Below are 13,570 nucleotides of genomic sequence, written 5' to 3'. Positions count from 1 at the left end.
CTATTTCTCGGTTGGTGGGGTGAGGAGTTGCTCCACGTTCACTGCTCCACCAGCGGCTTCGAAGTCCAGTTGCGTCTGCTCTCGGAGCCGCTCGTCCGCCAAGTAGTCTGCAATGGTCAAAGCGAGGCCGATGGCACCGTCCACCACTGCTTTGTCTCCGGCGGGGCTGATGGCGTGCTGCCCGAACTCCACCGTGTGCATGGGCGTTGTTTCGCGGGAGATGCTGACGGTCGGATGGATGGAGGGGAGCCGCAGGCTGAGGTTTCCCAGGTCCGTGGACCAGCCGCCGCCCACAAGCTCGGTCTCCAGGGTGATGGCGCGGCCGCGGGAAGACATATGCCCGTGGTAGCGGGCGGCGAGGGAATGGTTGCTGCGTACCGGAAGATACGCCGGGAACGGATCCCAGGTGGTTTCGAGCCGGGTGCCCGTCATGAGCGCTGCGCCCTCCAGGACGTTCTGCACTCTTTGCGAAAGGTCAACCAGGCCGTCGGGGTCAAGCGAGCGGATTTCGACGACGGCGCTCGCCAGGTGGGGTACGACGTTCACCGCAGAACCACCCTCGACGATCAGGCAGTGCAAGCGGTCTGTTGCCGGAATGTGCTGGCGAAGTGCCGCAATTCCTTGGTACGCGGCAACGACGGCGTCCAGGGCGTTGCGGCCCATGTGCGGTGCCGAAGAAGCGTGCGCGGCTACGCCATGGAAGGTGACCTCAACGTCGCGGACGGCCAAGGACGCAAACGATGCCGCTTCGGATTCACCGGTGAAGGGGTGCAGCATGACCACGGCGTCGATGTCGTCAAAGGCACCCGCCCGTGCCAGCAACTCCTTGCCGTTGCCGTTTTCTTCCGCCGGGGTTCCGATGAGCACCACTGATCCGCCGAGTTTTTCGATCTGCGCGGCCACGCCCAGGAATGCGCCGACCGCCGCTGCGCAGATGACGTTGTGGCCGCAGCCGTGGCCGACTCCCGGAAGGGCGTCGTACTCGGCGAGCACGGCAACCTTTGGTGAGCCCGAGCCCGCCTCTGCGCGCAGTGAGGTACGCAGGCCGTAGCGCCCAACCTGGACGGGAAAACCCCGGTACCTGAGGAACTCGGCGGCGAAGGCAACGGACAGGCGTTCTTCGAAGCCCACCTCCGCGATGCCATGGATGCCGTGGCTGAGTTCCCGGAGATCCGTCGTGAGGTCTTCGATGGTGCTCGTAATGTTCCGGGCGATGGATTCGGAGGCGCCAAGTATGCCGGTGAGGGCCAATTTGGACGGGTGCGTTTCCACGGTATCCACGTGGCGTCCTTTCGAGAAGGGGAAGTGAAGAGGGCCAGTGAGTGAACGTCGTCGTCGACTCGTTGGCGCGTTGTTTAACTTAAGATACATCTGGATCTGTGTTAAGAACAGCTAATCGTGCAAGAATGTTCCATGACCGAAAAGCCACTTCCGGACGTGCCACGGCTGCGCCTGCTCAACGAGGTAGCGCGGCAGGGATCCCTGGCTGGAGCCGCGAGGGTCCTGGGCATTACGTCCTCGGCCGTGTCGCAGCAAATCAGCATCCTGGAGAAGGAAACGGGCGTGCAACTCCTGGACAGGTCTTCCCGAGGTGTGGGCTTGACCGGAGCCGGCGAAATCCTGGTGGAACATGCCCGTGCGGTGGTCAGGCTCCTCGAAGCCACCCGGGCCGAAATGGACCAGCTTGGCGGGGAACTGGCTGGCAGGGTACGGATCGGATCCATTCCCTCCCTTGCGCGGAACGTGCTTCTTCCGGTCGCTGACAAGCTTGAGGTGACCGCGCCCGACGTCGAACTTACCGTCAACGTCGTCGAGCCCGTGGACAGCATTGAGCAATTGCTGAACGGCGCCCTGGATATCGCGATTGTCGATCTTTACGACAACGTCCCCGTCGCCTTCCCGGACTACCTCGTCACCCGCGAGGTCATGAATGAGCCGCTGGTCCTGGTCACGCCGCCGGACTATGTGGTGCCCCCGCGGCTGAAGCTGACTGACCTCAAGAATGCCGACTGGGTGCTGACGCCCGAGGCCGGGGCGTGCGGGCAAGCCGTACGCTTCGCGTGCCGGAATGAGGGATTCGAGCCGAACAGCCGCTGGGTGGTGGATGATCTTCTTCTGCTGGTCGAGGCCATTTCCCGGGGCAGGGGCATCTCCTTGCTTCCGCCCCTGTCCGTGGACGATACCGTTGCGCCCGTCGGGATCCATGCTTTCGACAAGCCTCGCATTCATCGCCGGGTGCTCACCGTAACGCGAAGCAGCGATGCCCGCCGGCCCATCATTAAAGCCGTCCTCGATGAGGTCCACGGGCTGCTGGGCGCCGCTGCCGCTTGAGTTGCCTACTGCCGCTGATGTCGTTCTCGGATATGACCTTGTCTCAGGGCTGGAACCTGGCCGCCCAGTCATTGAGTTCCTCAACGGCGGCCGCAAGATCGATGTCCATGCCCAGCCTTCCGGCCAGCGTCGCGAACTCCGGACCCCAATTTTCGTGGATGACAATTGCGGTAGGCCAAACCTTCGCCTGGACACCATTCATGCTCCCGATCCGGGCTCTGGTGCGGAAGATGTCTTCGCACGCTTGCAACAGGGGCTCGGTTCCCAATCCTGGGTCAAAGACATTCCGTTTCAGCAGCAGGATGTCCAGTACGTCGCGTTCCCGTTCCTCGTGGCCGGGACCAGTGCAGGCGTGCAGCTTTTGGGCAACTTGGTACTCCGGTGAGATGGAGGCCAGTGTCACTGCGGGTGTGGGTATACCGAAGGGCTCAAGGCGAGGGGCGGGCACGCTGTCATTGGACGTGTCCATGGCACCTTCCAGGAAGGACACCTCAAGGACCACCTTGCGGAACAATTTCCTCGCGAAGAAAATCTGGATCTCGTGTCGGCGGGGATTAGTCGCAGCGAGGGCAACTTCGATGTCTCCGGTTCGGGCTTTGACGACGAATGTGAAATCGCCGAGTGGCCCGGTTACTGCTTCCCGCAAGAAGGAGTCAAAACGGTCGGCCTCCGCCGTGAAAATGTGTCGACGTCCTGCGTGGCGCGGGCGACCGGGTGCAGGGACCATTCCAGATAGGCTCCGCCTTTCAGCCTAAGGAAGGGCTTGCCATCACTGCCTTTTGGCCGTTGAAGGGCTGCCATGAGGACGCTTGCGGCAATGGTCCAGGTGGTTACTTGGTCCGGCTCGCCCGTCTCCGTGTTGCGAATTGCGGCCAACAGCGACGAAGCGGTCTTCGCGGGCTTGACCCTGGCTGGCAGATCTCCGTACTTCACCTGGCCTCCTCTCCAAGCTGGTATCGATGAATAAGGTCCTGCGCTTCGGACTCCTCTATGAGTTCCCTCCTGGTCGCCGTCCGGATAGCCTGTGAGGCCAACCCGCGACGCATGCCTTCATCGAGCGCCCGGGCGACGGCCTGGTGGACGGGAAGCATCGGAAGTCCCTGGTGGAACTCGACGTCAAACTTTCCCTTGTGGAGGCAGTAGTGGTCCTTGCCTTTGCGGCGAATCCGTGTCCCGGGCGGCACGGCCACATGGATTTCACGTGGGTTAACGTCACAGAGATCGAGGAGCAGCAATACGCTCTCTGAGTCCAATGCAGAATCCGGTCCGGCCCAAAGCAAAGCCAGTCGGTACTCGGTGGTCTCGTCCACCGGGATCTCGGGAAACCTGTAGATCCCGTGGAGCTCGTGCGTAAGGCGTCCGCGATGAGCCATGCGGGACAAGGCTTTCGGGTCCATGCCAACTGCGACGGCCGCATCTGTGTCCACGAACCCTCCGTGGTCCATTCCAATTTCCCGGAGCTGACTCACCTTTGTCATGCCAAAAGGTTACTATTTTTAGTCACCTTTTGGCAGATAGTGCAACATTCCTGCCGATGAGCATGAGCCAGCCTTGGTGCGCCGCAGCCTAAGGCGGGTGCCGCCGTCGTGCTTTGACTGGCGACCCAAACCGCAGCCAAAGAAAGTCTTGCGGCAGCGCCAGCAAACCTCGTTCTGTTGCCGGGTTAAACCCTGATTTCCCGTTCCATGCTTGAAGTGATCAGTGACGATCACCACAAAGGAGAACGAAGAAATGACCACCCTCGAACGACGTTTCGCAGAGCTTCCCGGCCACTGGCAGGTGCCGGGCCACTTCAAGATCAACCACAGCCACGGCATCCGCGTGGGGGACATGATCTACGTCGGTGGCCAGGAGGACCTCGACGAACAGGGCAACGTCCGCAACCCCGGCGACATCGTGGCGCAGTGCAAGTCCGTCATGGAATCGCTCAAGCGGGTCATCGAAGAACTGGGCGGCACCATGGGTGACGTTGTCCAGTTCAACACCTTCTACGCCGGCGAACTCAGCTACGAAGAGTGGCAGCGCACCTACGACATCCGCTTCAGCTACTTCCCCGCCCCCGGTCCCACCGCCACAGGCATCCTGATCGGCGAGGAGCTCAACCTCCCGGGGATCCGGGTTGAGGTGAACGCCGTCGCTATTGTTGGGAGCGCCGCCACCCGTGTTGAGGCGTTCGACGGCGGCAGGCCGGAAGCGCTTGATGATGCCAACCCGGGTGGGCGTAATGACTAGCATCAAGCCCCAGCTTGGAGTCATCCTCTGCGACCTCGACTCCTACCCCGTCGACTACGTGGAGTGCCTCACTCCGGACTCACCCGGCATCAGCGACAATCCTGTGGGTTTCTTCGAAAACCCGGCGAGCTGGCATGGGCTGCCCGTAGCCTATGCAGTTGCCCGCGGCGCCCGTGTTGAACCTCTGGTCAACGGCGAACCTGAAGCGGTCGAAGCCTTCTGGGCGGCCAGTGAAAAGCTGGCACACTGCCCCCTGGTGATCACCGATTGCGGCTTCTTCTTCTACGCCCGGAAGGACATGCGCCAGACAGCCAACGTGATCACGAGCGGCCTGGACCTCCTGCCCATCGCCTCGGTGCTGACCAGCAAGGACATCGGCGTCCTGACGGTCTCGGAAAAGCTCGCCAGCAAGCTCCTCGACGATCACGTGTTGTCTTCCAGGATTGTCATCGCGGGAATGGAAGGCGAGCCCGGTTGGGCCACCATGCTCACCAACGACCACGCCCTGGGCAACGGCTGGGACCAGCCAATGCTCAAAGAAGGCGTTGCCTCCGTGGTAAAGCGCGAGTTTGGGCCCGGCGGCCGGTTTGAGGACATCGGCGTGCTGGTCTTGGAATGCACGCTGCTGCCAGAGTTCCGCCAGGAAATCCGCAAATACACCACCGTGCCGATCCTCGACGTCGCGTCCTTCGCGCTCAACGCGCTCGGTGCAGGGTTCGACGCCGGTGCTGACGCCGCCGAGGGGCCGGCCGCTGACGGGACTTCGGCCGCCGGCGCACAAGCCGCGTCAGTCCAATGACACAAGCCAGGAACGAGTTAGCCATGCAAGAAGATGCCGCACAGGATCGGACCGCCATATCGCTGGAATCAGTGGTGAAGAGGTTCGGGAACCATACGGTGATCGACAACGTGTCCTTATCCGTCCGCGAAGGCGAAGTCGTGGCGATCATCGGCCCCAGCGGCGCCGGCAAGAGCACACTGCTCCGTTGCATCAACCTGCTGGAAGTCCCGGACAGCGGGCGCATCACGGTTGAGGGAAACCAGGTGGACGCCGGAACGGAAATCAGCCACAAGGACCTGGTCCGCCTCCGCCGCAACGTGGGCATGGTGTTCCAGTCCTTCAACCTGTTCCCACATATGACCGTGCTGCGGAATATCTCCCTCCCGCAGGAACGCGTGCTCGGCCGGACTCGTGCCGAGGCCGATGCCCGTTCCAAAAAGCTCCTGGAGCGCGTGGGACTGGCGGACAAAGCCAACCAGTATCCCAGCCGATGCTCCGGCGGCCAGCAGCAACGCATCGCCATTGCCCGGGCCCTGGCCTTGGATCCGCAGGTGATGCTGTTCGACGAGCCAACGTCTGCGCTTGATCCGGAGGTGGGCCTGGAAGTCCTCGCCGTCATGAAGGAACTGGCCTCCGAAGGCATGACCATGGTGGTGGTCACGCACGAGATGCAGTTTGCGCGGGATGTCTCCGACCGGGTGGTGGTGATGGCGGAGGGCGCCATCCTTGAACAAGGCGACCCTGCCGACGTCTTCACCTCTCCCAGCATGGACCGCACTCGCCGGTTCCTGCGAGCCGTATTGGAGCGCTGACATGGAACACCTCAGCGTGGTGGCACAAGGCGTCTCCATGACGCTGTTGCTGACACTCTCCTCGCTTTTGTTCGGTGCAATCGGCGGCATCCCGCTGGTGTTGGCGCGCCGCTCGCGGTTTGTCCTGGTCCGTTTCATTGCCAGGACCTTCATTGAGTTGCTCCGGGGCATTCCTCCGCTGGCGTGGCTGTTCATCATCTACTTCGGTGTGGGAAGCGGCGTGATCGAACTCAGCTCGTTTGCGGCCGCAGTCATCGGTTTTGGCCTGGTCTCGTCTGCGTACATGGCCGAGATCTATCGGGGTGGCTTGACCGCCATCCACGACGGCCAGTGGGAAGCCAGCGACGCCTTGGGGCTCTCGCGGGCTGCGACCCTGGCCAGCATCATCGGTCCGCAGGTGCTTCGGGTCTCGATTCCGGCAGCGGCCACGTTTGCCATCGGCCTGTTGAAGGACTCATCCGTTGCCTCCGTGATCGGCGTGCAGGACACCATCTACTGGGCTGGCCACGAATCCACGGTCACGGGTGATGCGATTGTGCCCTTCCTATGGGCGGCCGGCCTTTACGTGGCCATGACCATTCCCTGTGCCTGGGCAACGCGTTTGCTGGACAGCAAGCTCCGAAAGAGGGTTGCGCGATGACGTTCTTCAACGACTGGGTGGACTACTTCCCGGACCTGCTGGGCGGGCTGGGCGTCAGCCTCCAACTGACTCTCGTGACGCTTCTGATGGGTTTGCCGGCTGGGCTGCTGTTGGCGTTGGGGGCCGGTTCCAAGAACCGTGCCTTGCGGGTAGTTTCGATCGGCGTGATCGAAGTCGGCCGTGGAACCCCTGCCCTGGTGGTCCTGCAGCTGTTCTACTTTGGACTGCCCAGCGCCGGCATGACGCTGACGTCCTTCGTGGCAGCATCCTTGGCTTTGGCCTTCACCACCGCCGCATACACGAGCGAAATCCTCCGCGGTGGTTTGCAGGCCGTGCCCTCTGGAGAGGTGGAAGCCGCACACGCGCTGGGCATGGCCCGCGGCGACATCCTCCGTTTTGTTGTGATCCCGCAAGGGATCAGAATCGCCATCCCGCCGCTCATGGGATTCGCGATCATGGTGTTCCAGGCGACCTCCCTGGCCTACACCATTGCCATGCCGGAACTGATGAGCCAGGCCTACTCCATCGGCTCCATCACCTTCCGCTACCTGAGCATCCTTACCCTCGCAGGCTTGATGTACGCATTGATCACCATTCCCGCGAGTTCCCTCAGCAACTTCGTCGAGCATCGACTGGCGCGTCACCGCTGACACGCCGGCACCCCCATCAAGAGGAACCATCATGAAACTACGAGTCATCGCATCGGCTGTGGCTGCCCTGACGTTGGCCGCTGGGCTCACGGGTTGCGGCGGCAGCACCGACGCCGCCGGATCCAAGACGTCCGCGGACTGCAAACCGGCATCCCAGTTCGACACCTTGAAAAAGGGCTCACTGACGGTCGCCGTCTATGAAGCACCGCCCTACGTCACCTTCAAGGGCAATGAACTTGGGGGCGTCGACGGCGACATCCTCATGGGCTTTGCCGAGAAGCAGTGCCTCACCATCAACGCCGTGTCCGCGGCCGCGGCGGCCGTGATCCCCACCGTCCAAGGTGGTCGGGCCGATGTTGCCACGGGCGGTTGGTGGCGCTCGAAGGCCCGTGCCGACATCCTGTCATTGACGGATCCGATCTACACCGACCAGATGGTGCTGATCTCCAAGGACGGCCTTAACAAAGTGACCGACCTGAAAGGCAAAAAGGTCGGTACGGTCAACGGCAACGTGTGGGTGGACGACGCCAAGAGCTACCTCGGGGGCGACCTTCAGCTGTACAAGGCTCCCGTGGACCTGTTCCAGGACCTGAAGTCGGGCCGGCTCGACGTCGGCATTGATGGCTTCGGCGAAGCGCATAACAACAGCAACGGCCTGAAGGTGGAGGTCCTTGACCCGGATTCTGCGATCAAGGCTTCTCTTGAGCCGCCGCAGACCTGCTTCCCAGTCACGAAGGACAATGCTGGGCTGCTCAAGGCCCTCAACGAGTACGTGGACGGACTGCGCAAGGACGGCGGCCTTGAGAAGATCGTGGTGAAGAACGGCTTCCCGGCCTCCGCGATCAACACCGGTGATGCCCGCCTGATCGGCTAACCCCACCCAAGTAAGTAGCAGCAGAGCGCGTTTTGAAGCCTCAAAACGCGCTCTGCTGCGACCCAGTTGGGTGCGCGGGGCGTTAGAGGGCGTAGATGCTCCACGACGCCACGTGCGACGCGCCGGGTTCCAAGCGGATCAGGTCCGTTCCGCTGTTGAAGGCGTCCGGTGGGCAGGTCATAGGTTCCACGGCCAGACCGATCCGGCTGGGGATGGGTGCCGGCTTGTCTGCCGTATGGATCTGCAGCCAGGTGCAGCTTTCGTCCCAGGACATTCCGACGCCGGTGCCCGCCGGGTCCCGAAGCGACAGCTGCGCCAGCCCGCCGTCGAACGCCACGTCCGTGAAGGCGTGGTCGATTTCGGTGGCGCCGATCGCGCGCGGTGAGCGGAAGTCGAACTCGTGTCCTTCGACAGGCGCCAAGCGAACGGGAAGAAGCCGGTCCGGAGTGACTTCGAGGAACGTCCCCACCGGCGCTTCGAGGGTCCACTCATCCAGGGGCGAAGGTCCGGCAACCAAGTAAGGGTGCGGGCACACACCGTAGGGCGCGGGGACGTCGGCGGCGTTCACAGCCGTGACGAAAGTATGCAGCCCGGCCTCATCCAGCACGTATCGAGCCGAGACTTCCAGCACGAACGGGTAGCCCTCCGTTGGCCCCACCGTGCGTGTCAAGGTGACCGAACCGGCGTCGTGCTCTTTCAGCGTCCAATCGAGTGGAAAGGCGAGGCCGTGCAGCGCCGTGCCGCGCTCCGGTTCGTTGACGGCGAGTTGGTGCGTAACGCCGTCGAACGTGTACTTCCCGTCCGCTATCCGGTTGGGCCACGGTGCCGCGATGATTCCCCGATAGTCCGGGATCGGGCCGCCTTCGGCGAACGGCACCACAAGATCGCGGCCCTCGAACTGCAGAACGCGCAGCGCGGCGGCGTGGGCGGTGACAACAGCCACGTACCCACCCGCCGTCAGCGTGAATTCAGGGCTCACAGGCCGCCTGCCAGTTTGTAGTACGCGGCGTTCCAGGCGAGTTCTTTCTTGAACGCTTTGATGGTGGTGCTTTCGTCGATGGTGAGCAGTTCGGTGCGGGCAATTTCGGCGAAGTCCTCGAACACGTCCAGGCCCACCTGCGTGGACAATACCGTGTGGTGGGCCGCACCGGCGGTGAGCCACGCTGCGGCGGAGGTCGCGAAGTCGGGCTTGGGTTCCCAGAGCGCGCGGGCTACGGGCAGGTTGGGGAGGGGCTGGTCGAGGTCGACGACGTCCACGACGTTCGCGACCAAGCGGAACCGGTCCTGCATGTCGGACAGCGCGACGACGACTCCCGGGCCGGCGTCGGTATCGAACACCATGCGGACGGGATCTTCCTTGCCGCCGATGCCCAGCGGGTGGATTTCGACGCGCGGCTTCCGGGCGGTCAGGGACGGGCAGACCTCGAGCATGTGCGCGCCGAGGATCTTCTCCGATCCCGGTTCCAGATGGTACGTGTAGTCCTCCATGAGTGACGCCCCGCCGACCAGGCCCGCACCCATGACCTTCGCGGCGCGAACCAGGATGGCGGTCTTCCAGTCGCCCTCTGCGCCGAAGCCGTAGCCGTCGGCCATGAGACGCTGGACGGCCATGCCGGGCAGTTGGCGGAGTTCGCCCAGGTCCTCGAAGGAGGTGGTGAACGCTGCAGAGCCGTTCGCCTCCAGGAAGCTACGGAGACCGAGTTCAATCCTTGCGCTGTAACGGAGCGATTCGTGGCGGGTGCCGCCTGCTTTCAGCTCGTCAACCACCTCGTAAAGGCGTTCGTACTCGGCCACCAAGGCGTCGACGTCGGACTCTGCAGCGGTGTGGACCGCATCGGCGAGTTCGTTGACGGACCAGGTGTTCACCGAGACGCCGAAGCGCAGCTCGGCCTCGGTCTTGTCACCCTCGGTGACCGCAACGTTGCGCATGTTGTCGCCGAAGCGCGTCAGCTTCAGCGTCCGGACCGCGGCCCAACCCGCCGAGGCGCGCTGCCAAGCGGCCACCTGGCGGGCGACCTCCGGGTTGGAGACATGCCCGACGACGGTCTTCCGCGGCACCCCGAGACGGGACTGGATGTACCCGAACTCGCGGTCGCCGTGGGCTGCCTGGTTGAGGTTCATGAAGTCGAAGTCGATGTCCGCCCACGGCAGGTCCCGGTTGGCCTGCGTGTGCAGGTGCAGGAGTGGCTTGCGGAGCGCGTCCAAACCCTGGATCCACATCTTCGCCGGGCTGAACGTGTGCATCCACGCGGTCACGCCGATCACGGAGTCGTTCGAGTTGGCTTCCAAGGCGGTGCGGCGGATGGCGTCCGAGTCGGTGAGGACCGGCTTCCAGACAAGCTTGACCGGGACTGTGGAATTGAGGGTTTCCGCGATCTCGCGGGACTGGGCGGCCACCTGCTTGAGGACATCCTCCCCGTAGAGGTGCTGGCTGCCGGTGAGAAACCAGACCTCGTAGTGGTCAAGGGACGTGGTATTGGCGGAAGGCATGTTGGCTCCTGGAGTTTGGGGTGTGGCCGGGTTTGCGGCGTCGCGTCAGCGGCCGTAGACGTTCTGGTAGCGGTCATAGAGAGAGGCGATCTTGGCTTGGTCGATTGCCTGTGGCTCGCCAAGTTGGCGGGACACGTGGACTGTTTTGGCCACTTCTTCGCACATCACTGCGGCTTTGACCGCGGCGCGGGCGTCCTTGCCGATGGTGAACGGACCGTGGTTCTGCATGAGGACCGCAGGGGAGTGGGAGTTCTTGAGCGTCTCCACGATGCCATGGCCGATCGAGTCGTCGCCGATCAGCGCGAAGGGTCCCACCGGAATGGGGCCGCCAAACTCGTCTCCCATCATGGTCAGCACGCACGGAATCTCCTCGCCGCGGGCCGCCCAGGCAGTGGCATACGTGGAGTGCGTGTGGACCACCCCGCCCACCTCGGGCATGTTCCGGTACACATATGCGTGCGCCGCAGTGTCCGAGGACGGGGAGAGGTTGGGGTTGCCCCACTGGACTGTTTCGCCGACTTCCGTGGTGACGCTGCTGACGGGGACTCCGTAGAGGTCTGTCACCACCATGAGGTCCGGGGTCAGGTCGTCATAGGAGACACCGGAGGGTTTGATCACCATCAACTCATGGCCGGGGATACGCCCCGAAACGTTACCGGCCGTCCACACCACCAGCCCGTAGCGGGTCAGTTCAGCGTGCAGTTCGCAGACATCCTTGCGAACTTTCGCGATGGTTTCCAGCAGGGCGCTCATGCGGTGGCTCCTTCCAGGGTGTGGGTCGCCGCGGCGTCTGAGGCTTGGGAGCCAGCGTCCGACGGCGTTGCTGCCGCCGCCTGCTGCTTGTCTCTGGCCGTCCGCTGGATGGCCTTGAGGCGGTGCATGACATCGTTGGCACCGCGGCCGAAGTAGTCGTGCAGGGTCTTGTATTCCTGGAAGAGCGCCTCATAGGCTGCGACGTTTTCGGGAATGGGTGTGTAGACGGCGCCGGGTGCGGCAGCCATTGCGGCGGCGGCTTCCCGAATGTCCTTATATACTCCGGCGGCGACTGCAGCGTGGATCGCGGAGCCCAGGGCCGGACCCTGTTCGGAGCCGATAGTGGAAAGCTGCAGCCCGGTCGCGTCGGCGTAGATCTGCATCATGAGCTTGTTCTTCAGCAGGCCGCCGGCCACGATGAACTCCTTCACCGGAACTCCCGAATCGCGGAACGCGTCCACGATGGTCCGGGTGCCGAAGGCCGTGGCTTCAAACAGTGCGCGGTAAATGTCCTCCGGTTTGGTGGCCAAGGTCTGGCCCACAACAACTCCGGAAAGTTCGTGGTCCACCAGTACGGACCGGTTGCCCGAATGCCAATCGAGGGCGATCAGGCCGTGCTCACCAATTTCCTGCTGTGAGGCGAGCTCCGTCAGGTATTCGTGGATCCCTTGACTGCTGGCCGCGGCGGCCTGGTGATATTCCGGAGGAACTCCGTTCTTGGTGAACCAACCGAAGATGTCGCCTACGCCTGACTGACCGGCTTCGTAACCCCACAGCCCGTCCACGATGCCGCCGTCCACTACACCGCACATGCCCGGGACTTCCCGGAGCACGTCGCCGTTCATGACGTGGCAGGTGGAGGTGCCCATGATCGCCACGAGTTGCCCGGGCCGGACGGCATTCGCAGCGGGCGCCGTGACATGTGCGTCCACGTTGCCCACGGCCACGGCGATGCCAACTGGGAGCCCCGTCCATTCAGCGGCTTCCTCGGTGAGGTATCCAGCAGCTTCGCCGAGGGCGCCAATCGTGTGCTCGAGTTTGCTGCTGACAAAGTCTTTAAAGTCAGGGTTCAGCGCTGCCAGGAAATCCTCGGACGGGTAGCTTCCGTCCTGATAGATGCCCTTGTAGCCGGCGGTGCAGGCGTTGCGGACGTACGTGCCGCAGAGTTGCCAGACGATCCAGTCGGCTGCCTCAACCCAGTGGTCCATCGCGGCGTAGACCTCAGGGTCTTCCTCCAGAAGTTGCAGACCCTTGGCGAACTCCCATTCCGACGAGATCAGACCACCGTAGCGGGGAAGCCACGACTCGCCGCGTTCTTCGGCCAGTTCATTGATACGGTCCGCCTGCGGCTGTGCCGCGTGGTGCCGCCACAGCTTGACGAACGCGTGCGGGCGGTCTGCGAAGCGGTCCAGTTCGTTCAGCGGCGTGCCGTCCGCCGTCGTCGGAACCATGGTGCACGCGGTGAAGTCGGTCGCGATGCCCACCACCTGCGCGGGATCGATTCCGGCGTTGACGACGGCGGTCGGCACCGCATGGCGCAGCACGTCGCGGTAGTCGTTGGGCACCTGCAGGGCCCAGTCCGCGGGCAGCCGTTGTCCGGTGCCGGGGAGGCTTTCCGAGACGACCGCGTGCGGGTACTCGAAGACTCCGCTGCCGAGTTCCTTGCCGTCCGAAACGCGTACGACGACGGCGCGGCCGGACAAAGTGCCGTAGTCCACGCCAATGACGAATTGCTGGTCCAGGGGACGGGTCTCTGAGGTGTTCATGTGTGGTCTCCATCCGGCTGGCCAGGGCCTCATTGCCGGGGTCGGGTGAAGGGGCGGATCAAGCTGCTGATGCAATTGTTAGCGCTAACAAAATGAATGTCAAGACTTTAGCCCCCAACTGGGTCGCAGTAGATGCCGTTATGAAAGGGCGGTTTCTAGCGGTTATCGCAACAGGAAGGTTCTGATCATCTCATTTGGGGTGCAGAAGTCGAATCGTTGGCGGGGTCTGTCGTTGAGTTCG

The 13,570-nt window shown here is 63.2% G+C and carries 14 protein-coding genes; 7 read left to right on the top strand and 7 right to left on the bottom strand.

Annotated features, from left to right (window positions below; translation table 11 throughout):
- Positions 1-1,281 carry an amidohydrolase gene (locus ACIPY3_RS22500; RefSeq protein ID WP_400337638.1) on the bottom strand — a complete coding sequence of 427 codons (1,281 nt, stop codon included), beginning with the start codon at positions 1,279-1,281 and terminating at the stop codon, positions 1-3.
- Positions 1,282-1,413: 132 nt separating this feature from the next.
- Here ACIPY3_RS22500 and ACIPY3_RS22495 point away from each other — a divergent pair, with 132 nt between their 5' ends.
- Complete coding sequence (locus ACIPY3_RS22495; RefSeq protein ID WP_400337635.1) at positions 1,414-2,331, top strand: LysR family transcriptional regulator; 918 nt, start codon at positions 1,414-1,416, stop codon at positions 2,329-2,331.
- Positions 2,332-2,374: 43 nt separating this feature from the next.
- Here ACIPY3_RS22495 and ACIPY3_RS22490 read toward each other — a convergent pair whose 3' ends face one another.
- Together ACIPY3_RS22490 and ACIPY3_RS22485 are read right to left on the bottom strand one after the other, a co-directional pair.
- The gene (locus tag ACIPY3_RS22490; RefSeq protein WP_400337632.1) at positions 2,375-2,977 is read right to left on the bottom strand and encodes a nucleotidyl transferase AbiEii/AbiGii toxin family protein; all 603 of its coding nucleotides are present in this window, start codon (positions 2,975-2,977) and stop codon (positions 2,375-2,377) included.
- 283 nt (positions 2,978-3,260) lie between these two features.
- The gene (locus ACIPY3_RS22485; RefSeq protein ID WP_400337630.1) at positions 3,261-3,809 is read right to left on the bottom strand and encodes a type IV toxin-antitoxin system AbiEi family antitoxin domain-containing protein; all 549 of its coding nucleotides are present in this window, start codon (positions 3,807-3,809) and stop codon (positions 3,261-3,263) included.
- A gap of 253 nt (positions 3,810-4,062) precedes the next feature.
- Between ACIPY3_RS22485 and ACIPY3_RS22480 the strand changes: the two genes are divergently transcribed.
- The 6 genes from ACIPY3_RS22480 to ACIPY3_RS22455 are packed head-to-tail and all read left to right on the top strand — an operon-like array spanning position 4,063 to position 8,320.
- The gene (locus tag ACIPY3_RS22480) at positions 4,063-4,563 is read left to right on the top strand and encodes a RidA family protein (RefSeq protein ID WP_400337627.1); all 501 of its coding nucleotides are present in this window, start codon (positions 4,063-4,065) and stop codon (positions 4,561-4,563) included.
- Positions 4,556-5,362, top strand: coding sequence for a hypothetical protein (locus ACIPY3_RS22475; RefSeq protein WP_400337624.1), 807 nt, complete (start codon positions 4,556-4,558; stop codon positions 5,360-5,362). Before ACIPY3_RS22480 ends, ACIPY3_RS22475 begins: the two co-directional genes overlap by 8 nt.
- A gap of 23 nt (positions 5,363-5,385) precedes the next feature.
- Positions 5,386-6,156: an amino acid ABC transporter ATP-binding protein gene (locus tag ACIPY3_RS22470; RefSeq protein WP_400337621.1), complete on the top strand. Its 771-nt coding sequence runs from the start codon at positions 5,386-5,388 to the stop codon at positions 6,154-6,156.
- Between the two features lies 1 nt (position 6,157).
- Positions 6,158-6,796 (top strand): amino acid ABC transporter permease, encoded by a 639-nt coding sequence (locus tag ACIPY3_RS22465; RefSeq protein WP_400337619.1) that lies wholly within the window; start codon positions 6,158-6,160, stop codon positions 6,794-6,796.
- Positions 6,793-7,446: an amino acid ABC transporter permease gene (locus ACIPY3_RS22460; protein WP_400337616.1), complete on the top strand. Its 654-nt coding sequence runs from the start codon at positions 6,793-6,795 to the stop codon at positions 7,444-7,446. The genes ACIPY3_RS22465 and ACIPY3_RS22460 overlap by 4 nt, the downstream gene beginning before the upstream one ends.
- 31 nt (positions 7,447-7,477) lie before the next feature.
- A complete protein-coding gene (locus ACIPY3_RS22455) occupies positions 7,478-8,320 on the top strand; it encodes a transporter substrate-binding domain-containing protein (protein WP_400337614.1) in 843 nt (280 codons plus the stop codon).
- 82 nt (positions 8,321-8,402) lie between these two features.
- On the opposite strand, the gene ACIPY3_RS22450 is transcribed toward ACIPY3_RS22455, so the two are convergent.
- The 4 genes from ACIPY3_RS22450 to araB are packed head-to-tail and all read right to left on the bottom strand — an operon-like array spanning position 8,403 to position 13,329.
- Complete coding sequence (locus ACIPY3_RS22450) at positions 8,403-9,299, bottom strand: aldose 1-epimerase family protein (protein ID WP_400337612.1); 897 nt, start codon at positions 9,297-9,299, stop codon at positions 8,403-8,405.
- On the bottom strand, positions 9,296-10,810 hold the full coding sequence (gene araA, locus ACIPY3_RS22445; protein WP_400337609.1) for an L-arabinose isomerase: 1,515 nt from the start codon (positions 10,808-10,810) through the stop codon (positions 9,296-9,298). Before araA ends, ACIPY3_RS22450 begins: the two co-directional genes overlap by 4 nt.
- Positions 10,811-10,855: 45 nt before the next feature.
- Positions 10,856-11,563, bottom strand: a complete 708-nt coding sequence (locus ACIPY3_RS22440) for an L-ribulose-5-phosphate 4-epimerase (protein ID WP_400337607.1) — start codon at positions 11,561-11,563, stop codon at positions 10,856-10,858.
- Entirely contained in the window at positions 11,560-13,329 is a 1,770-nt protein-coding gene (gene araB / locus ACIPY3_RS22435; RefSeq protein WP_400337606.1) for a ribulokinase, read from the bottom strand. The genes ACIPY3_RS22440 and araB overlap by 4 nt, the downstream gene beginning before the upstream one ends.
- Positions 13,330-13,570 lie beyond the last annotated feature (241 nt).

Source organism: Paenarthrobacter sp. NPDC089714 (assembly GCF_044748905.1).
Taxonomy (GTDB): Bacteria; Actinomycetota; Actinomycetes; order Actinomycetales; family Micrococcaceae; genus Arthrobacter.
This window is presented reverse-complemented; position numbering and strand designations above follow the sequence as displayed.